Origin of the sequence: Streptomyces sp. NRRL F-5122 (genome assembly GCF_001507435.1) — a bacterium.
Taxonomy (GTDB): domain Bacteria; phylum Actinomycetota; class Actinomycetes; order Streptomycetales; family Streptomycetaceae; genus Streptomyces; species Streptomyces lannensis.
The window spans coordinates 119,690-142,484 of sequence record NZ_LMWH01000048.1; the positions used below are offsets into that span (position 1 = coordinate 119,690).

A 22,795-nucleotide genomic window follows, 5' to 3' on the forward strand; every position below is an offset into this window, starting at 1 on the left:
AAGCAAAGGAGAGGAACCGAATGAGCCGAATCACCCTGGAAGAACTGTCCGAACTGATGAAGAAGGCGGCCGGAGTCACCGTCGCTCCGCAGGAACTACAGCAGCGCTACGACTCCGGCTTCGACAGTCTCGGCATCGACTCCCTCGGCCTGCTCGGCATCGTGGGCGAACTGGAGAACCGGCACGGCACGCAGATGCCTCCGGACGCGGAGCGCTGCAAGACCCCCCGGCAGTTCCTCGATCTCGTCAACAGCACCCTTATGGCAGGAGCCTGACATGGCCGGACACACGGAGAACGCCATCACCATCGCCGCACCGGTGGACCTGGTGTGGGACATGACCAACGACCTGGAGAACTGGCCGCAGCTGTTCAGCGAGTACGCGTCCTGCGAGGTGCTCTCCCGCGAGGGGAACCGGACGACCTTCCGGCTGACCATGCATCCCGACGAGCAGGGCACGGTGTGGAGCTGGGTCTCGGAGCGGGAGACCGACCGCGACGCGCTCAGCGTCAAGGCCCGCCGCGTCGAGCCGGGCCCCTTCGCCTACATGAACATCCGGTGGCAGTACGAGGAGGCCCCCGAGGGCACCCGGATGACGTGGACCCAGGACTTCGAGATGAAGCCGGAGGCGCCGGTCGACGACGCCTGGATGACCGACAACATCAACCGCAACTCCAAGGTCCAGATGGCCCTGATCCGGGACCGGATCGAGCAGGCCGCCCGCAGCCACCGGCCCGCGCCGGCCCTGGCCGACTGAGCCGGACGGAGGACAGGCTGATGCATCAGGCCCTCATCGTCGCCCGCATGGCCCCGGGGTCGGCCCCGGACATCGCCAAGGTGTTCGAGGACTCCGACCGGGGAGAACTGCCCCACCTCGTCGGGGTCACCCGCCGCAGCCTCTTCCAGTTCGGCGATGTGTACATGCACCTCGTCGAGTCCGAGCGGGAGCCCGGTCCGGCCATCGCCAAGGTGGCCGAGCACCCCGCCTTCCGGGACATCAGCGAGCAGCTGTCGGCGTACGTGAGTGCGTACGACCCCGCGACCTGGCGCTCTCCGAAGGACGCGATGGCGCAGCGCTTCTACCTCTGGGAGCGGGACGCCGCGAGGTGAAGCGTCCGCACGGCCGTCGGTCGCCGGGTCCGCGTCAGCCGCGGACCCGGCGACCGATGGTGTGCGGCCTCGACGTTCCGGCCGCAGCGCTCACGCGGGGACGGTGCAGTCGAAGGCGTGCAGATAGGCGTTGACCGGCCGGATCGAGTCGACGACCAGACCGGCGCCGGTCAGCCGGTCGACCATGCTCCCGGTGGTGTGCTTGGCCCCGCCCACGTTGAGGAGCAGCAGCAGGTCCATCGCGGTGCTGAACCGCATCGAGGGGGTGTCGTCGACGAGGTTCTCGATGACCACGACCCTCGCCTTGGGCCCGCCCGCCTCGATGACGTTGCGCAGCGTCCGGGCGGTGCTGTCGTCGTCCCACTCCAGGATGTTCTTGATGACGTAGACGTCGGCCCCGACCGGGACGGTCTCGCGGCAGTCCCCGGGCACGATGGTGACCCGGTCCGCGAGCGAGCCTCCCGGGCGCAGCCGCGGGTCGGCCTTCTCCACCACGCGGGGCAGGTCGAGAAGGGTTCCCCGCATCGACGGGTACTTCTCCAGCAGGCTTGCCACCACATGTCCCTGGCCGCCGCCGATGTCGGCGACCGAGGAGCTCCCCGACAGGTCGAGGAGTTCCGCGACGTCCCGGGCGGACTGGGTGCTCGAGGTCGTCATGGCCCGGTTGAAGACGTCGGCCGACTCGGGGGCGTCCTCGTTGAGATAGACGAAGAACTCCTTGCCGTACAGTTCCTGGACGACGTTCCGGCCGGAGCGCACCGCCTCGTCCAGCCGCGGCCACGCCTCCCAGGTCCAGGGCTCGGTGCACCACAGCGAGATGTTGCGCAGGCTGTTCGGGTCGTCCTCGCGCAGCAGCCGGGACATCTCGGTGTGCGTGAAGGTCCCGTCCTCCTGCTCGGCGAAGACGCCGTAGCAGGACAGGGCACGCAGCAGCCGGCGCAGCGTCCGGGCCTCGGTCCCGACGGTGGCCGCGAGGTCCTCCACGCGGGTCGGTCCCTCGCCCAGCGCGTCGGCGACGCCCAGCCGGGCGGCGGCGCGCAGGGCGGCGGCGCAGGCCGCCCCGAAGACGAGTTCCCTCAGCCGCATGGACGGCGGCGGAGCCGGGGCTTCGGCCGTCGCGGCGGCCTGCATTGCGGTCGTCATGTGCTGCCTCTCCTCTCTGGATCCGCGGTCGGTCAGCACAGTCCCGCGGGCTTGGAGGCCCGGCAGGAGTTGCCGTGGAAGGTGTTGCCCGTGCCGGTGTCCGCGTTGACGAGGTCCGCCGGGCCGTTGCGCATCAGTGTGTTGGCGGTGATCTGGTTGTTCTCGTTGGGGGAGCCGACCATGCTCTTGAAGAGCACGATGCCGCCCGCGAACGGGGAGGAGCCGGCGTTGTCCGTGATCACGTTCCGTGTGACGACGGTCTTCTCGACGCCGGTGAGGACGATTCCGGCACCCTGGATGACGGGCAGCCGGTCGGCCTTCGGGCAGACCTTGTTGTTGCCGTGGATGAAGTTGTCGCTGACGGTCAGCGCCCCACCGCGCGGCTTGTTCTCGTCACCGACGACGAACACCGCCGCACAGTTCGCGGTGAAGTCGTTGCCCGTGACGCTGAGGTCCCTGAGCCGTCTGACGGTGACCCCGACCCGGTTGCCCTGCAGCCGGTTCCGTGCGATGACCGCGCCCTTGGTGTCCAGGGCCGCCGCCTCCTCGCTGGAGGTGTTGGCGAGGAAGATGCCCGCGTTGCCGCTGTTGCGGACGGAGTTGTCCAGGAGCACGCCTCGGGTGGACTGCTCCTGCGCGATGCCCCACTGGCCGTTCTTCTCGGCCGTCACCTGCCGGACGGTCAGGCCGTCGGTCCACGACGACCACACCCCGTTCTTGGGGAAGCCGGTCACGGTCAGCGATTCGACGGCGGCGTTCTCGACCGGGTGACCGTCCTTGCCCTCCACGCAGATGCCGCTGCCGGCCTTTGCACAGGCGTTCGAGGACGAGCCGGCGGCCGGCGTGATCACCGTGCTCCGGCCCATGCCGCGCAGGGTCAGCGGCTTGGTGATCCGGACGCTCTCACGGTAGGTGCCCGCGGAGACGAGGACGGTGTCTCCGGAACCGGCAGCATCCACCGCCTTCTGGATCGAGTCCCCCTGACGCACCAGTTGGGTCGAGGGACCCGCGGCGGTCGCGGCCGCGCAGCTGAGCGTCGAGCCGAGCAGCGCCGTGGTGCATACGAGGTAGGCGATATGGCGTTTCGTCATATTCTGTACGCTATGACCGGATGCGCCTCCGCAAGCCGGATCGGCCATTCGGTGGCGTGTCTGGTGGGGCGTTGGGCCGGTCGCCCCATCCGGTGCCCGTGGTCGACGCCCATGTGGTCCTCCACGAACGGCCCACGGCGGTCGTGGCGGCGCGGGTGCCCTGTTCCTCCGGGTGGCGCACCGCCCCGGGGCGCGCCTCACCTGCGCAGTGTGCGGCCGATCTCCAGCTCGTCCGGTGACAGAGGGCGGCCGCTGCCGGCCTCCCAGAGGGCGTTCTGCAGGACGCGGCCCAGGGTCCAGGCCCGTGCGCGCTCCCGGTCCAGGCCCAGGACCTCGGTCATGGCGTCGAAGCGCCAGAGGGTCTCGGCCGGCTCGAAGCGGTTGCGCAGGGCGGGGAAGAGCTCGAACCCCGGGTCGCCCGACAGCGGTTTGGGGTCGATCGCGAGCCAGGGCTCCCGGTCGGCGGCCAGGACGTTGTCGTAGTGCAGGTCCCAGTGCAGGAGACGCTCACCCGGCTCGGCGGCCACCTCGCGCACGGCGGCGACGCAGTCCGCCATCAGCCGGCGGTCGCTCGGGTCGGGGAGGGTCGGCAGGACCCGCGGTGCCGCCTCCAGCATGGCCCGGGCGCTGTCACCCAGCTGCCGCATCCCCTCCGGTGCCCGCACGGACGTCAGCCGGGCCAGCAGCCGGGCGAGGACCAGAACGGCCGCACGGGAGTCGGGCACGTGCGTCAGTGCGCGGGCCGCGTCGAGGCGTTCCAACAGGAGACTGCCCGTGGCGGGGTCCTGCTCCAGCAGCCGCACGGCCCCCTCGCCGTCCCAGACGCGCAGGGCGACCGGTTCACCCTCGCTCTCCTCGTCCAGGAACTGGAGTTTGAGCACGGCAGGCGTACCGTCGGCCCGCACCACCGGCAGGACCAGGGCGCACATGCCGTACATCGAGGGTCCGTCGATCCGCAGCCGCCATCGCCGCAGGAACTCTGCCGTCCGCCGCGGCAGGTCCGCGACGAACGCCCGCCCCGCGGCCCCGTTGAATCTCTCCTGTGCGGCGGCCAGCTCGCCAGGCACGTCGATCACGTTCCCGACCATACTTGCGTTTGTGAGCGGGGTCATACGGGCCAGGCGACGGCTCGGGGCGGCGGCGGCATACGTCCGCAGCGCCCCGGGCACCTATCTGTGGCTGCTCGTCCTGTTCGTCACCACCGTCGCCCTGCACCACATGCCGCCGCGGTTCGAGGAGGACTTCCTGCGGCAGCGGTCCACCAACCTAGACGAGCTGTCGTCCAACCCCGTGCGTGTGTTCATCACCAGCGCCATGTGGATAGACGGTGGCCGCTGGCTGCCGTACGCCGTGCTCTACACGGTCTTCCACGCACCCGCGGAGCGCTGGCTGGGCACCGCGCGCTGGCTGGCCGTGTGCGTCGCCGCGCATGTGCTGGCCACGCTGGCCGGTGAGGGCGCCCTGCTGGAGGCGATACGGGACGGGACCGCTCCGAGGTCGGCGGCCGGCACTTTGGACATAGGTGTGAGTTACGCGCTGGCCGGAGTGGTGGCCGTGCTCGTCTACCGGATCACGGCGCCCTGGCGCTACGCCTATCTGGCGGTGGTCCTGTGTGTGTACACGGTCCCTCTCATGGCCGCGCCCACCTTCACCGATTTCGGGCATTTCGTGGCACTGTTGATCGGGTTCGCGTGCTATCCGCTGACCCTGGGCCGCGAAAAACCATGGAATCCGAAGGAGACACCGGCCTCCCTCAGAAGCTAACGTCCGGCCCATGAGCAGCGCAGTCAGCGGCGCCGTCAACGGCGGTGTCTCCTTCTGGTACGCCGACGACGGCCTCCCCGCGCAGCGCGAACCCCTCTCCGGGGACCGGTCCGCAGACGTCGTGATCGTCGGCGGCGGCTACACCGGACTGTGGACCGCGTACTACCTGAAGAAGGCCGCGCCCTTCCTGCGCATCACCGTGCTGGAGCAGAAGTTCTGCGGGTACGGCGCCTCCGGACGCAACGGGGGCTGGCTCTACAACGGTGTGGCGGGCCGCGACCGGTACGCGAAGCTGCACGGCCGTGAGGCCGCCGTCCGGCTGCAGAAGGCGATGAACAACACCGTCGCCGAGGTGGTACGGGTCACCCGGGAGGAGGGCATCGAGGCGGACGTGCACGTCGGCGGTGTCCTGGAGGTGGCGTACACGCCCGCGCAACTGGCCCGGCTCAGGGCGTTCCACGAGCACGAATTGTCGTTCGGCGAGCAGGACCGCGAGCTGTACGGCGCCGTGGAGACCGCCGAGCGGATCCGGGTCGCGGACGCGGTCGGCTCCACCTGGACCCCGCACGGGGCGCGGCTGCACCCGGTCAAGCTCGTCAAGGGGCTGGCGGCGGCCGTCGAGGCGCTCGGGGTGACGATCCACGAGCGGACGCCGGTGACGGAGATCCGCCCGAAGCACGCGGTGACGCCCTACGGCACGGTCCGGGCGCCCTACGTCCTGCGGTGCACCGAGGGCTTCACGGCGTCGCTGAAGGGCCAGCGGCGCACCTGGCTGCCCATGAACTCGTCCATGATCGCGACCGAGCCGCTGACCGACGAGCAGTGGGCCCGGATCGGCTGGGAGGGACGCGAGACGCTGGGCGACATGGCGCACGCCTACATGTACGCGCAGCGCACCGCCGACGGACGGATCGCGCTCGGCGGCCGCGGGGTCCCCTACCGATTCGGTTCCCGCACGGACAACGACGGCCGTACGCAGCCCGCCACCATCGAGGCGTTGTACGACATCCTGGTGCGCTTCTTCCCGTCGCTGACCGGGGTGAAGGTGGCCCACGCCTGGTCGGGTGTGCTGGGGGTGCCCCGCGACTGGTGCGCCACGGTCACCCTGGACCGGTCGACGGGCCTCGGCTGGGCGGGCGGATACGTCGGCTCGGGGGTGGCCACCTCGAACCTCGCCGCCCGCACACTCCGCGATCTGGTGCGGCAGGACTCGGGTCAGGCCGGGCCGACGGACCTGACCGCGCTGCCGTGGGTGAACCACCGGGTGCGCAAGTGGGAGCCGGAGCCGCTGCGCTGGCTCGGAGTGCACGGCATGTACGCCACATACCGCACGGCGGACCGTCGCGAACTGACCACGCACTCCGCCGGGTCCTCACGGCTCGCGCAACTGGCCGACCGCGTCGCGGGACGCCACTGAGGCCGGCGCCGTCCGTACCGGCCGGACGTGATCGACCGCTCTGACCAGCGGTGGAGAACGCCGGCAGGAGGTGTCGGGCCCGCGGCGCCTGTGTGACACTGCGATGGTGATCCGTACCGCGATACCCGCCGACGTGCCCGTCATCCACACGCTCATCCGAGAACTGGCCGAGTACGAGAAGGAGCCCGACCAGGCGCGGGCGACACAGAACCAGCTCCACGAGGCGCTGTTCGGCGAGCGGCCCGCGGCGTTCGCGCACATCGCCGAGACGGAGGACGGCGAGGCCGTCGGCTTCGCGCTGTGGTTCCTGAACTTCTCCACCTGGCGCGGTGTGCACGGCATCTACCTGGAGGACCTCTATGTCCGTCCCGGGGCCCGCGGCAGCGGGTACGGCAAGGCGCTGCTGACGGAGCTGGCCCGGATCTGCGTGGACCGGGGCTACGAGCGGCTGGAGTGGTCGGTCCTCAACTGGAACCGGCCGTCCATCGACTTCTACGAGGCCCTGGGCGCCCGCCCGCAGGACGAGTGGACGGTCTACCGGCTGACAGACGAGGCCCTCACGAAGCTGGGGCGGCGGGCGTAGTCGGGAAGTGGTTCGGGGACGCCCCCGGACCACGGCCGTGGCTTCGGATGTCCGGGGCGTCGTACCTCAGTCCTCCGGGGCCACCCGCACACCGATCTCGGCGGCCAGCACGACGGCCAGGTCCAGGAGTTGGGTGTGGCTGATCACCGCACCGGACAGACGGCCCACCCCGCGGGCGATGTCCAACTCGGCGGCGCGGCGCAGATCCACGTCCACCAGCGTCGCCGCCGTGAGGTCGGCACCCTTCAGGACGCAGTCCACGAACTCGACCCGCTCGAGTCGGGCACCCCCGAAGTCCGGCTCGACCAGGACGCAGCCCTGGAAGACGACGTCCTTGAGCCGCGCCTTGCGCAGGTTCGGATAGTCGATCTTGCCACCGCGCACCAGCACCCGCTCCAGGACCGCGCCGTGCAGCTGCACACCGCCCAGCCGGGCGTCCACCAGCTCCACATCGCGCAGGCTCGCCTCGGCCAGATCGGTGCCCACGCCCCGTATGCCGGTGAGGACGGAGTCCAGCACGCGCGCGTGGTGCAGCCGGGTCTCGTCCAGGGCACAGCCCGTCAGCGAGCAGTCCATGAAACGGGCGCCCGCGCCGTCCTGCCCGGCGAAGTCCGCTTCATGGAACTCCAGCCCGTCGTAGTCCCCGTCCGGCTCCAACTCGCCGATCGAGGCGGCCACCAGCTCGGGCAGCCGCACCTCGGGGCGCCGCGCCGCCTTCACCACCCGATTGCTCCGCGTCATGCCCCCTATGGTGCATGCCGCCGGTGACAATCCCCCTGACCTGCGTCTTCTCCAGCGATGTCACATTCGGGGTGCCTTCCGGCGTCGTATGGGCGACGCGACTCGCGACGTGGCTCTGCGCACCGTGCTTCGAGCCAGGGCCTGCGCCAGGAGGGAGAACCCCACCCATGCACCGCATCACCGTCGTCGGCGGCGGATTCGCCGGGCTCACCGCCGCGATCACCGCCGCCGAGGCCGGGGCCAAGGTCACCGTGTACGAGGCCCACCACACCCTCGGCGGGCGCGCGCGGACCGACGAGGGCCCCTACCGGACCAACGAAGGGCCGCACGCCCTCTACAGCGGCGGCCCGCACTGGACCTGGCTCGGGCAGCGGGACCTCATCGGCCCGCTCGCTCCTCTCCCGCCCCTGGAAGCGGCCCGTCTGCGCCTGCACCACAAGGGCGTGCTGCGCCGCACCCCGCCCTTCGCGATGCTCAAGCTGTTGCGCCGGACCTCCGTACGGGCGCCCGTGGACGTCGACTTCCTCACCTGGGCGAGCGAGGAGGCGGGTGAGGAGGCCGCGCGTGCCGCGGCCCACTACTCAGGGATCGCCGTCTTCCATCACGACCCCGGTTCGCTGTCCGCCGCCTTCGTCCAGGAGCGTCTGCGCCGGACCACCAGGCTGCCGACCGAGGCGCACCAGCCGAAGGGCGGCTGGGCGAGCGTCATCGACCGGATGGCGGCGCGCGCCTGGAATCTCGGCGTGCGCATGGAGACCCTGTCCCGCGTCGACACGCTGCCCACCGGCACCCCCGTGATCGTCGCCACCTCCCTGGACGCGGCCCGTCGCCTCCTCGGGGACGACTCGCTGGTCTGGGACGGTGGCCGGACCGCCCTGATCGACCTGGCACTGCGCACCCGCCGGGGCGACGCCTGGGCCGTGTCCGACCTGGACGCGCCCGGCTGGATCGAGCGCTTCACCGCGAAGGACCGCTCGCTGGCGCCCGCGGGGGAGCAGCTGATCCAGGGCCAGATCCCGATCGCGCCCGACGAGTCCCGGGCCGACGGCGTGGCACGTGCCGAGCGCCTGCTCGACCTCGCCTACGAAGGCTGGCGCGAACGGGTCGTGTGGCGGCGGGAGGCGGTGGCCCGGGGACGTACGGGCGCCGTGGACCTGCCGGGCACCAGCTGGCGCGACCGGCCCGCCGTCGACCGCGGCGGCGGTGTCTACCTCGCGGGCGACCAGGTCGCGGCACCCGGTGTGCTGTCGGAGGTCTCCTTCAACAGCGCCCTCGCCGCAGTGTCCCTGGCCGTCGGCCGACGCGGCCTTGACCTCAAGCGCGCTTGAGGCCGAAGGGTGGGTCCTCCGACAGCGACGACGAGGAGCCCGCCCATGCACGCCATCCGTCTGCACACCTTCGGCCCGGCGGAGAACCTGACCTACGAGCGGGTCGAGGACCCCGAGGCCGGTCCGGGGCAGGTCCGTGTCGCGGTGGGCGCGGCCGGTGTGCACCTGCTGGACACGGCGCTGAGAGAGGGCGCGACGGGTCCGGCGCCCGGTCCGATCTCCCTTCCCACCATCCCGGGCCGCGAGGTCGCGGGCACCGTCGTGTCGCTCGGCGAGGGGGTCGACGCCCGCTGGCTCGGCCGACGGGTGGTCGCGCACCTCGGGTTCGCGCCGGGCGGCTACGCCGAGCTCGCCGTCATGGACGTCGAGCGCCTGCACGAGACCCCGCCGAACCTCGACCACGCGCAGGCGGTCGCCATGATCGGCACGGGGCGTACGACGATGGGGATCGTGCAGTTCGCCGACCTCGGACCCGGTTCCGTGGTCCTCGTCCCGGCGGCCGCGGGCGGTATCGGCACCCTCCTCGTGCAGCACGCCCGGCACGCGGGTGCCACCGTGATCGGGCTCGCCGGAGGGGCGGAGAAGGTGGCGCTGGTACGCGAGAACGGTGCGCACCTCGCGGTCGACTACAGGGACCCCGAGTGGGCCGCGCGCCTGGACGGTCACCGGGGCGCGGTCACGGTCGTCCTCGACGGTGTGGGCGGCACGGTCGCGCGCACGGCGGTGGACCTGCTCGCTCCCGGCGGCAGGCACATCGTCTTCGGCTGGTCCGCCGAGGGCATCAGGGGCGGAAGCCCGTACCTCGTGGAGGGCGTCTCCGAGCAGGTGCTCGGCCCCGTGATGCTGCGGAGGGCGGGTGGCCCCGACCCGTTGCGCACCCTGGAACAGCGTGCTCTCGCGGAGGCCGCGGCCGGGCGCCTGGTGCCGGTGGTCCAGCGGTTCCCGCTCGCGGCGGCGGCCGCGGCCCATCGGGCCCTGGAGACGCGGGCAACGGTGGGGAAGGTCGTGCTGGAGCCGTGAGGCCGCGGGCCGCCGCCGGGGGGCCCGGACATCGATCGCCCGCCTGTGGACGGCGGCCCTTCTCGCCGGTGGCCTTGACGCTCAGATATCCGTAAGTCCAGACTTACCGTTCGTGGGTACTTACCAAGCCGGCGATGCCCTGGGTGCCCTGGGGGACCCCACCCGGCGCGCCATCGTCGAGCGCCTGGCCGACAGGCCGCGCGCGGTCGGTGAACTCGCCGACGAGCTCCCGGTCAGCCGACCGGCGGTGTCCCAGCACCTGAAGGTGCTGAAGAGCGCCGGGCTCGTGAGCGAGCGAGCGGACGGCACTCGCCGGATCTACCGGCTCAACCCGGCCGGCGTGGCCGCGCTGCGCGATCAACTGGAGACGTTCTGGAACCGGGCGCTGGCCGGCTACCAGGACGTCGTCGAAGAACCGGAAGAGGAAAGCTCATGACCCAGGAAGCCACCACGGTGGTCCGTCGGCGGATCGTCGTCGAGGCGCCGCTCGAGCGGGCGTTCACCGCGTTCACGGAGCGGTTCGGCGACTTCAAGCCGCCGGAGCACAACCTGCTCGCGGTGGAGATCGCCGAGACCGTGTTCGAGCCGAAGGCCGGCGGCCACATCTACGACCGCGGCGTGGACGGCAGCGAGTGCCGATGGGCGCGTGTCCTCGCCTACGAGCCGCCGGACCGGGTGGTGTTCAGCTGGGACATCGACCCGCAGTGGCAGATCGAGACCGAGCCGGAGAACACCAGCGAGGTCGAGGTCCGGTTCGTCGCCGAGACCACGCAGCGCACCAGGGTGGAGCTGGAGCACCGCAACATCGACCGGCACGGCCCCGGCTGGCGGGCCGTCGCCGACGGTGTCGGCAACGACGCCGGATGGCCGCTGTATCTGGCCCGCTTCGCCGCCCTGTTCGCATCCGGCGGCTGAGAGCCGTCCGTGGGACGGGGAGGCGGTGGCCGCGCCGGAGGGCGCGGTCACCGCCGCTTCCGGGGCACCCTGGGGAAGCGGGCCTGAAGAGTCCAGATCGCCGGGTTCTCGCCGAGGTCCTCGTGCAGGTCCGTGAGGTCGGCGATCAGATCCTGCAGGAAGTCACGGGACTCGTGGCGCAGTTCGGCGTGGGAGAAGGACAGCGGCGGCTCGGACGGCGGCAGCCACTCCGCCTCGATGTCCACCCAGCCGAAGCGTCGTTCGAAGAGCATGCGGTCGGTGGACTCGGTGAAGTCCAGTTCCGCGTGCAGCGGCCGGGCGGAGCGGCTGCCGAGGGGATCGCGGTCGAGTTGCTCGACGATGTCGCACAGCGCCCACGCGAAGTCGAGCACCGGCACCCATCCCCAGGCTGTGGAAAGCTCGCGGTCCGCCTCGGTGTCGGCGAGGTAGACGTCCCCGCAGAACAGGTCGTGTCGCAGCGCGTGGACGTCCGCACGGCGGTAGTCGGTCTGCGGCGGGTCGGGGAAGCGGTTGGAGAGGGCGTAGCCGATGTCGAGCACGGGGGCGATGGTGTCACGCCGCTGCGGGCCCCACCTCCGCGGCCTGCCCTCATAGGATCGTGGGTGTGTCCAGATATGTACGCATTGTCCCAGTCGTCCTCGTGGCACTCGTCCTCGGTGCGTGCGGCGGCGCCGTACACGGAACCCCCGGCGGATCCGGCCTGCGCGACCCCTATTTCCCGGGGATGGGCAACGGCGGCTACGACGTCGGCCACTACGGCCTGACCCTCGCCTACGACCCGGCCGACCGTCGTCTCACCGGCACGGCGGTTGTCACGGCACGCGCGACCAAGGACCTCTCCGCGTTCGACCTGGACCTGAGGGGGCTGGAGGTGGCCGCCGTCGCCGTCGACGGGCGCGCCGCCCGCTGGAGCCGGTCCGGCCAGGAATTGACCGTGCGGCCTTCCGGTGGGCTCGACAGGGGTGAGACGTTCAGCACGACGGTGCGCTACTCGGGCACTCCCGGGACCATCACCGATCCGGACGGCTCGAAGGAGGGCTGGCTGCGGACCGTCGACGGGGCACTGGCGCTCGGCGAACCGACGGGCTCGATGACCTGGTTCCCCGGCGACCACCATCCGTCCGACAAGGCGTCCTACGACATCCGGATCACGATCCCCCAGGGCCTTGAGGCCGTCTCCAACGGTGAGTTGAGGAGCCGGACGACGAAGGGCGGCCGTACCACCTACACCTGGCGCACCGTGCAGCCGATGGCGAGTTATCTCGCCGTGCTCGCGATCGGCCGGTACGAGATCACCCGCTCCACGCTGAAGAACGGCCTGCCTGTGTATGTCGCCGTGGACCCGGCAGAGGCGCGGACGAGCCAGGAGGTGCTGGCGAAGCTCCCGGAGATCATGGAGTGGGCGGAACGCGTCTTCGGCCCCTACCCCTTCTCCTCCGTCGGCGCGGTGGTCGACCGGCCGCACGACGCCGGCTACGCACTGGAGACCCAGACGCGCCCCGTCTTCCCCGGGGCCCCGGACACCGAGATCCTCGTCCATGAACTCGCCCACCAGTGGTACGGCGACTCCGTGACGCCGAAGAGCTGGCGGGACATGTGGCTCAACGAGGGTTTCGCCACTTACGCGGAGTGGCTGTGGCAGGAGGGCCATGGCGGCAGCACGGCCCAGCAGACCTTCGACGCGCTCTACCGGGGCGACTACTACGAGGACCCGGCTGACGACGCGGCGATCTGGGGGTTCGCGCCCGCCAGGCCGTCCGGCGCCGCGGAGATCTCCGAGAGCCCCGTCTACGAACGCGGCGCCATGGTCCTGCAAAAGATCAGGCAGGCCGTCGGTGACGACGCCTTCTACGGCATCGTCCGCGGCTGGGCGGCGACCCATCGTCACGGGAACGCGGACACCGCCGACTTCACCGCCTACGTCGAGAAAACGGCACCGGGCCACGACTTCCGCGCGATCTGGCGGGACTGGCTCTACGGGCAGGGGAGGCCGGAACACCCCTGACGCAACGGGAGCCGTTAGTGCAGCGCCTTGCGCAGCACGGCGCAGGGGCGCCGGCGGCCGCGGTCCGGGCGGTGGTCGATCGTCTCGTAGCCGAGGGCGGTCCAGAAGGCCAGGGCCTTGGGGTTGTTCTCCAGCACCGCCAGGCGCACGGCGGCGCGGCCCGTGGAGCGGAACCGGTCCTCCACCAGGGAGACGAGCCGCCTGCCGTGCCCCTGGCGCTGGAGTCCCGCGTCCACCATCAGCAGGCCGATCCAGGGGTCCGGGTCGGCCGGGTCGGGATGGTGCGCGAGGGTGATCACGACGCCCGTCAGCCGCCCGGCGCTGCGCGCGAGCAGGACCTCGACGTCCGGGTTCGCCAGCTCGTCGGCCAGCTCGGCCGCCACCTGTTCGGGGCGGATGTCGTCCGGGTCCGGGAAGTCGCCGCTCAGTGCGTGGAACTCGCGGTTGGAGACATAGAGCGCGGTGAGTTCGACGAGCAGCGGACCCGGGATGTCGTGGTCGGGGGTGAGGGGGAGGGACTCGAGGATCACGGGGCCCAAAGTATCGCGACGGAACCCCGGGGGCAGGAGGTGTGCAGAGCTCCGGTCAGGGGGCAGGGCCGAGCCCCCGGCCGCGGCGCACCGCGGCCGGGGGCTTCACGCCGAAGCGCCCAGGGGGTCAGACGTTGACGCCGAAGTCCTGGGCGATACCGACCAGACCCGAGGCGTAGCCCTGGCCGACCGCACGGAACTTCCACTCGGCGCCGTTGCGGTACAGCTCGCCGAAGACCATGGCCGTCTCGGTGGCCGCGTCCTCCGACAGGTCGTAGCGGGCGATCTCCTGACCGCCGGCCTGGTTGACGATGCGGATGTACGCGTTGCGCACCTGGCCGAAGTTCTGCGAGCGGGACTCCGCGTCGTAGATGGAGACCGGGAAGACGATCTTGTCGATGTCGGCCGGGAGGGCCGCCAGGTTGACGTTGATCGCCTCGTCGTCGCCCGCGCCCTCACCCGTGCGGTTGTCACCGGTGTGGACGATCGAGCTGTCCGGGGTCTGCTTGTTGTTGAAGAAGACGAAGTGCTGGTCGGAGTAGACCTTGCCCTGGGTGTTGACCGCGATCGCGGAGGCGTCGAGGTCGAAGTCGGTGCCCGTGGTGGTGCGGACGTCCCAGCCGAGGCCCACGGTGACGGCGGTCAGGCCCGGAGCCTCCTTGGTGAGCGAGACGTTGCCACCCTTGGACAGGCTTACAGCCATTGTTGGGAGTCCCTTCCCTCGGTCGCGTACGCGGTGCGGTGTCTGTGCGCTTCGTACGGCACGAAGCTACAGCTACCCGTCTCAACGCCAAGGGGGGTCCCGATGGTTCCGGATCTCTTTACTTTCTTTACCCGGAGTCTTCCGCGGCGGCCGCGTGGGTGATATTCGCGTGACGTGGACCGGTCAGTCGCGCGACCATGGAGGCATGTCCGGTCCGTACGTCATTCGCGGCTCCGTCTCGCTTCCCGAGGCCGAGCTCCTGTGGCGTTTCTCGAGGTCGTCGGGGCCGGGCGGGCAGCATGTCAACACCAGCGACACCCAGGTGGAGTTGCGCTTCGACCTGGAGCGGACCGAGGCCCTGCCCCCGGTGTGGAAGCAGCGGGCCCTGGAGCGACTGGCGGGGCGGCTCGTCGACGGAGTCGTCACCGTACGCGCGTCCGAGCACCGCTCGCAGTGGCGCAATCGCGAGGCCGCCGCCGTCCGTCTGGCCTCCCTGCTCGCCGAGGCGACGGCTCCGCCGCCGAAGCCCCGGAAAGCGACCCGCATCCCCCGCGGCATCAACGAACGCCGGCTGCGGGAGAAGAAGCAGCGCTCGGACACCAAGCGGGGCCGGTCCGGACGGGACTGGCACTAGCCCCTTCGTGGGGCGCGGTCGTTCTCCGTCGTCCCCTCCCGAACGCGACGGGAAATGCCGAGAACGCCGGAGCGGAGCGGCCCTTCAGGACCGGTCGGGCTCCACCACCCCCGCGAACATGAACATCTGGTGTCTTGATGGAAAAATCATGGACAGCTCGGTTGTCCGGAGGGGGCGGGTGGAGTCGCGGGATTCGGCGACACGACCGCCGATGCGGCGACGGCCGGCGGCGTCCGGCCGATGCCCCGGCTGCCCGTCACGCCGGTCGCGAGCGCCGTACCGAGTGACCTGCGCAACCGCCTCGCCCCCGTCCGCCCGGAGGACGCACGGTCACTCGTGGGCGAGCCTTGCGGAAGTCGTCGTGGCAATAGTGCAAAAAGCAGCCGTGCGTTCTTGCCGCGGGCGGGGCTGACCAATTTTCAAAAACGGCACTTCGGGAGGCGGGCGGAATTGCCGAATGCGCAAGAAAGACCCGTCCGTTCCGTGGAAACCGGGAAAGACGCAAGCCTCGAGTTCCGAAATGACGCCCGTCGCACGGATCGCGGCCGGCCGATGCCGTGGAGTTGCGCCCCGTACCCGCACCCCTCAGTCCAGGTGCCGGTAGCGCCCCCGGAAGTACATGAGCGGTCCGCCCTCCGCGCTCGGCACCTGCGCGCTCAGCACCCGTCCGATGACCAGCGTGTGGTCGCCCGCCGGCACGCGCTGCTCCGTGCTGCACTCCAGGGTCGCCAGGGCGCCGCCGACCAGGAGCGCGCCGCAGGCCTCGCCGCGCGTGTACGGGATGTCCTCGAACAGGAGCCGGTCGCTGATGCGCCCCTTCATCGCGAATCGGCCCGCGATGTGCCGTTGGCTCTCCGCGAGCACGGAGACGCCCCACAGCGGCTGCTCGGCGAGCAGGTCGTCCATGCGCGAGCCCTCACGCAGGCTGACCAGGACCAGCGGCGGGTCCAGTGACACCGACATGAAGGCCGTCGCCGTCATGCCCACGTCCTCGCCCCGGGTGATGTCGCGGCGCGCCGGGGATCCCCCCGGGGCGACGGTACCGGGGGAGCTCGTGGCGGCGGGGCCCCCGGCGTCCAGCGGGGGCTCGTGCGAGGTCACCAGGACCACCCCCGCGGCCAGCCGGGACAGGGCGGCACGGAACTCGTCGTTGCTCACCCCTTCAGGATGCCCGGACGCGGACGGGGCGGTTGGCACGGGCGGGGAAGGGGGAGTCTTCAGCACGCCCGGAACGCTAGCCGGAGCGGCCGGACGCGCACATCGGCCCCGGGCCCGAAGCGCGACCTAGGACCATGGGCGGACGCCGGCGGTGCGTAGGGGCCGGCCCGCGGACGGCGGGGACGTCGCCGGGCGTCGGCGTGCATGATCGGCCCGTACACTCAACGTGGCCCGGTCGTCATGGAGTTGGCACGTATGATCACAGCTTCTGCACGGGGCGTTAATTGCGGGCGGTAAACGCACAGGAAAAACGCGGAATCCCACTCAATTGTTCATGTTCCACTGTGACTTGAGTCACAGGGGCCGTATTTTGTTGACCCTGTGTACCTAGTGGGCAGCGCGCTGTGATTCAGTGGCTGAGGCGCTGCACGACGCTACGCATGGAGTACGCCGAGTAGCGCACCGAGGAAAACCGGGAGAACCGTAGTACGCCGACGCGTCCCTGGAGCTGCTGCGAGACCTCGAGGGGAGGGCGAGTGGACACCGAGTCGGAGCCGTATGTCCGTCTTGCGTCCCTGCGGCAGCTGCATCAGGTCATGGCGGACATGAACACCGCTCGGAGCCTGGCGGACACGCTGCAGACCGTCGCCGACGGCGTCGTGGGCGGCCTCGGCTACGAGCTGGCGGCCGTCAACCTCGTGCGGCCGGACGGTGACCTCGTCGTCGCCGCGTTCGCCGGCAACTCTGCCGCCGAGTCGCTGATCACCGGACGCGTCGGCTCCCGTGCCTCCTGGGACCGCCGGCTGAACATGGGCGAGACCTGGGGCGATCTGCGGTTCATACCCCACACCGAGGGCTGGGTGCTCGACGAGGACGACGTGCCGCAGTGGCACACCGATGGTCCCGAGCCCCGTTTCGAGGACGAGTGGCACCCCGCCGACCGTCTCCTGGCGCCCATGTACACACCGAGCGTGCAGGGCAGCTGCGGCGAACTGATCGGGGTCATCTCGGTCGACCGGCCGCGCAACGGGAGGCGGCCCGGTGCCTGGGGCCGCGAGGCGCTCCAGATGTACGCCTTCCAGGCGGCCATCGCCATCAGCAACGCCCGCCTCAGGGCCAACATGCAGCGGGCCCTCGTCCGCCTCGAGCGGGAGCAGCAGGCCCTGCGGGCCAGCGAGGAGTCCTTCCGCCAGGCCTTCGAGTACGCCCCGTCCGGCATGGCCATCGCCGAGATGGGCGGTGACCAGCACGGGCGGATCCTGCGCACCAACGACGCGCTGTGCCGGCTGCTGGGCAGGCCCGCCTCCGCCATGCGCCGCTACTCGTTCTCCGATCTTGTCCATCCCGAGGACATCGGCACCCTCCTGCGGACCTCCGCCGAGGGCGGACGGGCGGAACTGCGGCTCGGGCGCCGCGACGGCACGTACGTCTGGGTGTCGCTGCGCAACTCCGTCGTCGCCGACGCCGCGGACGGGCCCCGCTTCCTCCTCACCCATGTCGAGGACATAGAGGAGCGCAAGCGCCGCGAGCTGCAGCTCGCCCACCGGGCCTCGCACGACTCGCTCACCGGACTGCCCAACTCCGCCGAGCTGCGCTCCCGCCTGTCCGCCCGCCTCTGCCAGCGTCCGCAGTCCCTTCCCCCGGGCGCGGCCGACGCCCTGGACGCGGCGTACGGCGATCACGCGGCCGGCCACCCGGCGGCCTTCGACGGGGCCGGGCACACGTTCGACTTCCACCCCCGGGGGCCGTACGACGCCTTCGACCACCATGTGCACACCGTCGCCCCCGAGATCGACAGCGACGACGGCACCAAGGGGCTCGCTGTGCTCTTCTGCGACCTCGACGGCTTCAAGTCGATCAACGACCGCTTCGGCCACAACGCGGGCGACGCGGTCCTCATCGAGGTGGCCCGGCGGCTCAGCCGCGGAGTGCGCGACGGGGACACGGTGGCCCGACTCGGCGGCGACGAGTTCGTCGTCCTCGCCAACGGGCTGGGCAAGGCCGACGCCCAGGACCTCGCGGTGCGCCTGCGCAACGAGATCATCCAGCCCATCCGGGTCGACGGCCGTGCCATGCGGGTCGGCGCAAGCTTCGGAATCGGCTGGGCGCACTGCGGTATGACGGCGGACGAAGTGTTGAAATCCGCTGACGAACGGATGTACGTAGAGAAACGTTCTCGTCCCAAACAACACAGACGAGCTGGATAAACGCAGGTCATTGCCTGGGTGATGGGGAGAACAGCAGTTTGGGGTCCTGGGAACGGGTAGGCTCGCCATTCAGCCACGTATGCATCTGGACCCGCACCTGTTGAGGAGACCTAGGGATGACGCCCGGCAACAACGGCGCGAGCACGCCCGAGGACGAGGACCCGTTCGGCTACCTCTATGCCGACGGCCAGGCCAACGGCGCACAGCCTCCCACCGGCGGTTACGGCTACCCGGGCACCGTCAACAGAGTGCGCCCGGTCGGCGAGCGCCAGTACGGCCAGCCGCAGGCCCCCACGGCCGCCTACGGCCAGGTGCCCCAGCAGCAGGCGTACGGGCAGCCGAACGCGCACTACGCCGCGCCCGAGACCGTGCCCGGCGGTGCCGCCACCACCCGCCAGACGTCGGTCGGCACGGGCGGCGGCGGCCGTGGCCGGGGCCCCAACACCAAGGGCCTCCTGATCGGTGCGATCGCGGTGGTCGCCGCGGTCGTGATCGGTATCGGCATCGCCATGATCGGCGGCGACTCGGACGGCGACAAGGGCGGCAACGAGGCGGGCTCCAGCCCGTCGGCCGCGCAGAGCGCGGACCCGAGCCAGTCCGCCACCCAGCAGGCCACGGACGACAGCCCGCTGCCGACCGTCGACGCCAAGGCGCTGCGCCTGGAGGGCGGCACCAGCACCGCGTCCGACGTGAAGGGTGCCAAGGCGGGCGGCGGTGTCTACGTCCAGGGCTTCAACGCCCCCGGTGCCGCCGTGACCTGGAGCGTGGACGTTCCGTCGACCGGCAAGTACACGCTGCACACCGGCTACGGCGTCCCCGGCGTCGACGCCACGGCCACCCTCGCCGTCAACGGCACGGCCCAGACCACCCCCATGTCCCTGAAGAACTGGGCGAACGCGCCGCAGGGCGACTGGGAGAAGGGCTGGACGAAGACGTTCAACTACGTCCAGCTCAACAAGGGCACCAACACCATCCGGATCTCCTGCGAGCAGGGGAACCAGTGCAACGCCAACTTCGACCAGCTCTGGCTGACCAAGGGCTGGGCGAACAAGTAGCCGCGCGGGGCCCGTGAAGCCCCGTGCCGAGCACCTCTCACGCCGCGGCGTTGTGCGGTGTGACGATCACCCGCTCCAGCAGTTCCTCATAGGTCCGGCGGTCGAACTCGCCCGCCACCGGGGCCAGTACGGTCGCCGCGGACACGGCCACGGCCCGGGCGAGGCGGGCCGGCCACGGCAGCACGTCCACCAGGCCGGACAGCAGGCCCGCGACCGCCGAGTCGCCGGCGCCCGTCGGATTGCCCAGGACCCGGCTCGGAGGGACGGCGCGCCAGCGGCCCTCCGCGTTCACCGCCAGCAGCCCCTCCGCGCCCAGCGAGGCGACCACGGTGTGTGCGCCGCGTCTCCGGGCGTCCCTGGTGGCCTGCAACGGTTCGTGGGAACCGGTCAGTTCGGCGAGTTCGTCGGCGTTCGGCTTGACCACGTCGGGGCGGGCGGCGACACCCCGACGCAGCGGTTCGCCGCTCGTGTCGAGCAGCACGGGGACGCCCGCCGCCCGTGCGGTGCGCACCAGTTGGGCGTACGCGCCCACCGGCACCCCCGGCGGCAGGCTGCCGCACAGCGCCACCGCGGCGGCCGAGGACACCAGTTCGCCGTACGACTCCAGGAAGGCGGACCACTCGGCGGGGGCTATTACCGGGCCCGGTTCGTTCAGCTGGGTGGTGTCGCCGGTGGTCTGGTCCACGACCGCGATCGTGCGCCGGGTCGCCCCCGCTACGGGGACGAGCGCGTCCACCACGCCCGAGGTGTCGGCGAGTTGGTCCCGGACCGAGCGGCCCGTCCTGCCTCCGGCGAATCCTGTCGCGGTCACCCGGTGGCCGAGCGCCGCGAGCACCCGGGCCACGTTCAGCCCTTTGCCGCCGGGGCGTTCGGTCACCTCGGTCACCCGGTGCGAGGCGTGCGGCCGCAACGTTCGTACCCGATAGGTGATGTCGAGAGCGGTGTTCAGCGTGACCGTGAGGATCACCTGGGGGACCTCCCTCGAAGTCATGGCGGCGCGATCCGTGGAAACGGGATTCCAGAATGCGCTTGCCGACGGCGTGTGCGGAGGCTCGATCATGCCAAAAGAGTCGGCGGTCGGCCCAGTCCCCCGAGCCGACCGCCTTTTGCCAACATGCGGATGAATCACCCCAGTTGGGGATCCACCACCCACTCGCCGCGGCGCATCACACCCTTGAGCTCGAACTCGGCGTCCAGCAGTACCAGGTCGGCGTCCTTGCCCGGCTCCAGCGAGCCCACCCGGTCGTCGATGCCCAGCAGCTTCGCCGGGTTGGCCGAGATGGCCGCCACGACGTCCTCCACCGGCAGCCGGTCGACGGTGACGGCCCGCCGGAAGGCGCGATCCAGGGTGAGTGTCGAGCCCGCGATCGAACCGCCCTCCACCAGCCGCGCCACACCCTCGCTGACCTCGACCTCCAGCGGGCCGAGCAGATAGCGCCCGTCGCCGCTGCCGGCCGCGTCCATCGCGTCGGTGATGAAGGCGACCCGCCCGGCGCCCGCGTGATGGAACGCCAGCTGGACGGTGGCCGGGTGCAGATGCGTGCCGTCGTCGATCAGCTCGACCGTGATCCGCTCGTCCTCCAGGAGCGCGGCGATGGGGCCGGGGGTGCGGTGGCCGAGCGGCGGCATGGCGTTGAAGAGGTGGGTCGCGACCGTGGCGCCCGCGTCGATGGCCGCCACCGTCTGCTCGTAGGTGGCGTCTGTGTGCCCGATCGCCGCGATCACGCCGTGTTCGGCGAGCAGCCGTACGGAGTCGAGGCCGCCGGGCAGTTCGGTGGCGAGCGTGACCATTTTCGCGTGGCCGCGGGCGGCGTCGACCAGTTTGCGGACCTCCGCCGGATCCGGGTCGCGCAGCAGTTCCTCGGAGTGCGCTCCCTTGCGGCAGGGGGAGATGAACGGCCCCTCGAAGTGGATGCCGGCGATGTCCCCCTGCTCGGCGAGTTCGGACAGCAGCCCGGCCTGCCCGACGAGGAAGTCCATGTCGTCGGTGACGGTCGAGGCGACGACGGTGGTGGTGCCGTGCAGCCGGTGCGTGCGCACGGCCGTCAGGGCCTCGTCCGCCGTGCCCGAGAAGGACGCCCCGCCGCCGCCGTGGTTGTGGATGTCGACGAAGCCGGGGACCAGCCAGTGCCCTCGCACGTCGACGGTCTGCGCGTGCGCGGCGCCCTCCGCGGCGATCCGTGAGCCCTCCACGGCGACCCGGCCGTCGTCCACGATCCCGGTGGGCAGCACCACCCGGGCACCGGCGAGAACCTTGCTAGTGGCCATCAGGTGGTTACCTCCGAAGGGTCGGTGGATTCGAGGAGATCCCAGGCGAGGAGTCCCGCGCCCAGGCATCCGGCGGTGTCCCCCAGCGCGGCGGGGACGATCGACGGCAGCTTCTGGAAGGTGAGCCGCCGCCGGACGGCGTCCCGCAGCGGTGTGAACAAGGTTTCCCCCGCTTCGGCGAGCCCGCCACCGATGATCAGGGTGCGCGGGTCCAGCAGGGTGAGCGCGGTGACCAGACCGTCCGCGAGCGCGTCCACGGCCTCCTGCCACACTCGAACGGCGTTCGGCTCCCCGGATGCGACGGCCTCCGCGCAGTCCGCCGCGTCCGCCTCCGGCTGCCCGGAGGCCGCGGCCCAGGCCTCGCTCACGGCCGCCGCGGACGCGTACCGCTCCAGGCAGCCGCGCTGACCGCACGGGCACGGGGCCCCACCGGGCCGTACGACGACATGGCCGATCTCTCCGGCGAAGCCGTGTGCCCCGGCCTCGACGCGGCCGCCGATGCCGATGGCGCCCGCTATGCCCGTGCCGAGCGGGACGAACAGGAAGCGGTCCGCTCCCTTGCCCGCGCCGACACGGCCCTCGGCGAGACCGCCGGTGCGCACGTCGTGGCCGAGGGCGACGGGCGCGCCGTCGAGCCGGCGGCTGAGCAGGTCGCGCAGGGGTACGTCACGCCAGCCGAGGTTCGCCGAGTAGGCGGCGACACCGCGCTCGGCGTCGACGATCCCGGGCACGGCGACGCCGGCCGCGGCGGCGGGCACGCCGAAGTGCCGCTCGCCGTGCGCGCTCAGCTCGGCGGCGAAGTCGAGGATCGACTCCACCACGGCCTCCGGTCCGCGCTCCCGCCCGGTCGCGCGGCGTGCCTGGTGCAGCAGCTCACCCCCGGCCCCTACCAGGGCGGCCTTCATCCCGGTGCCGCCCACGTCGAGCGCGATGACATGTCTCACGGAGACAGTGTGGCTCCTGGACCCGCAAGAGGTCTAGTCCACTTACATGGTGTAGACCTTATGTCGGTATTCCACATGGCGAGACAGCAAGGTTGGTCAAGAGCAGTGCAGCGGGGCAGGACATGCAGGCCGACATGGCGAAAGGGACTGATCGCGGGG

Annotated in this window: 25 protein-coding genes; 14 read left to right on the plus strand and 11 right to left on the minus strand. The window is 71.2% G+C overall.

The genetic code is table 11. From position 1 onward, the window contains the following. The first annotated feature begins 20 nt into the window (after window positions 1-20). Genes ADL25_RS08305 through ADL25_RS08315 form a run of 3 tightly spaced genes read left to right on the plus strand, consistent with a single transcriptional unit; the run spans window position 21 to window position 1,109 of the window. Window positions 21-275 carry an acyl carrier protein gene (locus tag ADL25_RS08305; RefSeq protein ID WP_059126999.1) on the plus strand — a complete coding sequence of 85 codons (255 nt, stop codon included), beginning with the start codon at window positions 21-23 and terminating at the stop codon, window positions 273-275. 1 nt (window position 276) lies between these two features. Next, entirely contained in the window at window positions 277-756 is a 480-nt protein-coding gene (locus ADL25_RS08310) for an SRPBCC family protein (RefSeq protein WP_059127000.1), read from the plus strand. Window positions 757-776: 20 nt separating this feature from the next. Continuing rightward, window positions 777-1,109, plus strand: a complete 333-nt coding sequence (locus ADL25_RS08315) for a TcmI family type II polyketide cyclase (RefSeq protein WP_059127001.1) — start codon at window positions 777-779, stop codon at window positions 1,107-1,109. A gap of 90 nt (window positions 1,110-1,199) precedes the next feature. On the opposite strand, the gene ADL25_RS08320 is transcribed toward ADL25_RS08315, so the two are convergent. From ADL25_RS08320 to ADL25_RS08330, 3 genes are all read right to left on the minus strand, one after another. After that, window positions 1,200-2,252, minus strand: a complete 1,053-nt coding sequence (locus tag ADL25_RS08320) for a methyltransferase (RefSeq protein WP_234380732.1) — start codon at window positions 2,250-2,252, stop codon at window positions 1,200-1,202. Window positions 2,253-2,284: 32 nt separating this feature from the next. Then, entirely contained in the window at window positions 2,285-3,343 is a 1,059-nt protein-coding gene (locus tag ADL25_RS08325; protein WP_059127002.1) for a right-handed parallel beta-helix repeat-containing protein, read from the minus strand. A gap of 197 nt (window positions 3,344-3,540) precedes the next feature. Further along, a complete protein-coding gene (locus ADL25_RS08330) occupies window positions 3,541-4,455 on the minus strand; it encodes an aminoglycoside phosphotransferase family protein (RefSeq protein ID WP_059127003.1) in 915 nt (304 codons plus the stop codon). On the opposite strand from ADL25_RS08330, the gene ADL25_RS08335 reads away from it, so the two are divergent. From ADL25_RS08335 to ADL25_RS08345, 3 genes are all read left to right on the plus strand, one after another. Beyond that, window positions 4,442-5,107: a rhomboid-like protein gene (locus ADL25_RS08335; protein ID WP_181923088.1), complete on the plus strand. Its 666-nt coding sequence runs from the start codon at window positions 4,442-4,444 to the stop codon at window positions 5,105-5,107. The genes ADL25_RS08330 and ADL25_RS08335 overlap by 14 nt on opposite strands. Before the next feature lie 10 nt (window positions 5,108-5,117). Beyond that, window positions 5,118-6,524: an NAD(P)/FAD-dependent oxidoreductase gene (locus ADL25_RS08340; RefSeq protein WP_059127004.1), complete on the plus strand. Its 1,407-nt coding sequence runs from the start codon at window positions 5,118-5,120 to the stop codon at window positions 6,522-6,524. 70 nt (window positions 6,525-6,594) lie between these two features. Further along, the gene (locus ADL25_RS08345) at window positions 6,595-7,107 is read left to right on the plus strand and encodes a GNAT family N-acetyltransferase (protein WP_267889237.1); all 513 of its coding nucleotides are present in this window, start codon (window positions 6,595-6,597) and stop codon (window positions 7,105-7,107) included. Window positions 7,108-7,173: 66 nt separating this feature from the next. On the opposite strand, the gene ADL25_RS08350 is transcribed toward ADL25_RS08345, so the two are convergent. Beyond that, a complete protein-coding gene (locus ADL25_RS08350) occupies window positions 7,174-7,848 on the minus strand; it encodes a pentapeptide repeat-containing protein (protein WP_199839128.1) in 675 nt (224 codons plus the stop codon). Between the two features lie 167 nt (window positions 7,849-8,015). Between ADL25_RS08350 and ADL25_RS08355 the strand changes: the two genes are divergently transcribed. The 4 genes from ADL25_RS08355 to ADL25_RS08370 all read left to right on the plus strand — a co-directional run bounded on the left by ADL25_RS08355 (window position 8,016) and on the right by ADL25_RS08370 (window position 11,111). Further along, window positions 8,016-9,176: an NAD(P)-binding protein gene (locus ADL25_RS08355; RefSeq protein WP_059127005.1), complete on the plus strand. Its 1,161-nt coding sequence runs from the start codon at window positions 8,016-8,018 to the stop codon at window positions 9,174-9,176. Between the two features lie 45 nt (window positions 9,177-9,221). After that, a complete protein-coding gene (locus tag ADL25_RS08360) occupies window positions 9,222-10,196 on the plus strand; it encodes a zinc-binding dehydrogenase (protein ID WP_059127006.1) in 975 nt (324 codons plus the stop codon). A gap of 112 nt (window positions 10,197-10,308) precedes the next feature. Further along, on the plus strand, window positions 10,309-10,632 hold the full coding sequence (locus tag ADL25_RS08365; RefSeq protein WP_059127007.1) for an ArsR/SmtB family transcription factor: 324 nt from the start codon (window positions 10,309-10,311) through the stop codon (window positions 10,630-10,632). Then, on the plus strand, window positions 10,629-11,111 hold the full coding sequence (locus tag ADL25_RS08370; RefSeq protein WP_059127008.1) for an SRPBCC family protein: 483 nt from the start codon (window positions 10,629-10,631) through the stop codon (window positions 11,109-11,111). Before ADL25_RS08365 ends, ADL25_RS08370 begins: the two co-directional genes overlap by 4 nt. Window positions 11,112-11,158: 47 nt before the next feature. Here ADL25_RS08370 and ADL25_RS08375 read toward each other — a convergent pair whose 3' ends face one another. Then, window positions 11,159-11,671, minus strand: coding sequence for a hypothetical protein (locus tag ADL25_RS08375; RefSeq protein WP_059127009.1), 513 nt, complete (start codon window positions 11,669-11,671; stop codon window positions 11,159-11,161). 65 nt (window positions 11,672-11,736) lie between these two features. On the opposite strand from ADL25_RS08375, the gene ADL25_RS08380 reads away from it, so the two are divergent. Continuing rightward, window positions 11,737-13,137, plus strand: coding sequence for a M1 family metallopeptidase (locus ADL25_RS08380; RefSeq protein WP_059127010.1), 1,401 nt, complete (start codon window positions 11,737-11,739; stop codon window positions 13,135-13,137). A gap of 14 nt (window positions 13,138-13,151) precedes the next feature. On the opposite strand, the gene ADL25_RS08385 is transcribed toward ADL25_RS08380, so the two are convergent. After that, on the minus strand, window positions 13,152-13,667 hold the full coding sequence (locus tag ADL25_RS08385) for a GNAT family N-acetyltransferase (protein ID WP_059127011.1): 516 nt from the start codon (window positions 13,665-13,667) through the stop codon (window positions 13,152-13,154). Between the two features lie 127 nt (window positions 13,668-13,794). Next, the gene (locus ADL25_RS08390) at window positions 13,795-14,370 is read right to left on the minus strand and encodes a TerD family protein (RefSeq protein WP_059127012.1); all 576 of its coding nucleotides are present in this window, start codon (window positions 14,368-14,370) and stop codon (window positions 13,795-13,797) included. A 205-nt stretch (window positions 14,371-14,575) separates the two neighbouring features. On the opposite strand from ADL25_RS08390, the gene arfB reads away from it, so the two are divergent. Beyond that, complete coding sequence (gene arfB, locus ADL25_RS08395; protein WP_059127013.1) at window positions 14,576-15,004, plus strand: alternative ribosome rescue aminoacyl-tRNA hydrolase ArfB; 429 nt, start codon at window positions 14,576-14,578, stop codon at window positions 15,002-15,004. Window positions 15,005-15,589: 585 nt separating this feature from the next. On the opposite strand, the gene ADL25_RS08400 is transcribed toward arfB, so the two are convergent. Next, window positions 15,590-16,228 (minus strand): flavin reductase family protein, encoded by a 639-nt coding sequence (locus ADL25_RS08400; protein WP_079050246.1) that lies wholly within the window; start codon window positions 16,226-16,228, stop codon window positions 15,590-15,592. Between the two features lie 470 nt (window positions 16,229-16,698). On the opposite strand from ADL25_RS08400, the gene cdgB reads away from it, so the two are divergent. Further along, complete coding sequence (gene cdgB, locus ADL25_RS08405) at window positions 16,699-18,369, plus strand: diguanylate cyclase CdgB (RefSeq protein ID WP_059127015.1); 1,671 nt, start codon at window positions 16,699-16,701, stop codon at window positions 18,367-18,369. A 116-nt stretch (window positions 18,370-18,485) separates the two neighbouring features. Continuing rightward, on the plus strand, window positions 18,486-19,424 hold the full coding sequence (locus ADL25_RS08410; RefSeq protein ID WP_059127016.1) for a CBM35 domain-containing protein: 939 nt from the start codon (window positions 18,486-18,488) through the stop codon (window positions 19,422-19,424). A 37-nt stretch (window positions 19,425-19,461) separates the two neighbouring features. On the opposite strand, the gene ADL25_RS08415 is transcribed toward ADL25_RS08410, so the two are convergent. The 3 genes from ADL25_RS08415 to ADL25_RS08425 form a co-directional block, all read right to left on the minus strand. Further along, window positions 19,462-20,391, minus strand: coding sequence for a 1-phosphofructokinase family hexose kinase (locus tag ADL25_RS08415; protein WP_059127122.1), 930 nt, complete (start codon window positions 20,389-20,391; stop codon window positions 19,462-19,464). 158 nt (window positions 20,392-20,549) lie between these two features. Next, complete coding sequence (gene nagA / locus ADL25_RS08420; RefSeq protein ID WP_059127017.1) at window positions 20,550-21,692, minus strand: N-acetylglucosamine-6-phosphate deacetylase; 1,143 nt, start codon at window positions 21,690-21,692, stop codon at window positions 20,550-20,552. Continuing rightward, window positions 21,692-22,636, minus strand: coding sequence for an ROK family protein (locus tag ADL25_RS08425; RefSeq protein ID WP_059127018.1), 945 nt, complete (start codon window positions 22,634-22,636; stop codon window positions 21,692-21,694). The genes nagA and ADL25_RS08425 overlap by 1 nt, the downstream gene beginning before the upstream one ends. Window positions 22,637-22,795 lie beyond the last annotated feature (159 nt).

Bases quoted from the DNA above. Each gene is read 5' to 3' on its own strand.
- ADL25_RS08370 (WP_059127008.1), top strand. From the start codon at position 10,629: ATGACCCAGGAAGCCACCACGGTGGTCCGTCGGCGGATCGTCGTCGAG.
- arfB (WP_059127013.1), top strand. From the start codon at position 14,576: ATGTCCGGTCCGTACGTCATTCGCGGCTCCGTCTCGCTTCCCGAGGCC.
- ADL25_RS08325 (WP_059127002.1), bottom strand. From the start codon at position 3,343: ATGACGAAACGCCATATCGCCTACCTCGTATGCACCACGGCGCTGCTC.
- ADL25_RS08355 (WP_059127005.1), top strand. From the start codon at position 8,016: ATGCACCGCATCACCGTCGTCGGCGGCGGATTCGCCGGGCTCACCGCC.
- ADL25_RS08350 (WP_199839128.1), bottom strand. From the start codon at position 7,848: ATGACGCGGAGCAATCGGGTGGTGAAGGCGGCGCGGCGCCCCGAGGTG.
- ADL25_RS08305 (WP_059126999.1), top strand. From the start codon at position 21: ATGAGCCGAATCACCCTGGAAGAACTGTCCGAACTGATGAAGAAGGCG.
- ADL25_RS08340 (WP_059127004.1), top strand. From the start codon at position 5,118: ATGAGCAGCGCAGTCAGCGGCGCCGTCAACGGCGGTGTCTCCTTCTGG.
- ADL25_RS08310 (WP_059127000.1), top strand. From the start codon at position 277: ATGGCCGGACACACGGAGAACGCCATCACCATCGCCGCACCGGTGGAC.
- ADL25_RS08320 (WP_234380732.1), bottom strand. From the start codon at position 2,252: ATGACGACCGCAATGCAGGCCGCCGCGACGGCCGAAGCCCCGGCTCCG.
- ADL25_RS08390 (WP_059127012.1), bottom strand. From the start codon at position 14,370: ATGGCTGTAAGCCTGTCCAAGGGTGGCAACGTCTCGCTCACCAAGGAG.
- ADL25_RS08410 (WP_059127016.1), top strand. From the start codon at position 18,486: ATGACGCCCGGCAACAACGGCGCGAGCACGCCCGAGGACGAGGACCCG.
- ADL25_RS08330 (WP_059127003.1), bottom strand. From the start codon at position 4,455: ATGACCCCGCTCACAAACGCAAGTATGGTCGGGAACGTGATCGACGTG.
- nagA (WP_059127017.1), bottom strand. From the start codon at position 21,692: ATGGCCACTAGCAAGGTTCTCGCCGGTGCCCGGGTGGTGCTGCCCACC.
- ADL25_RS08360 (WP_059127006.1), top strand. From the start codon at position 9,222: ATGCACGCCATCCGTCTGCACACCTTCGGCCCGGCGGAGAACCTGACC.
- ADL25_RS08315 (WP_059127001.1), top strand. From the start codon at position 777: ATGCATCAGGCCCTCATCGTCGCCCGCATGGCCCCGGGGTCGGCCCCG.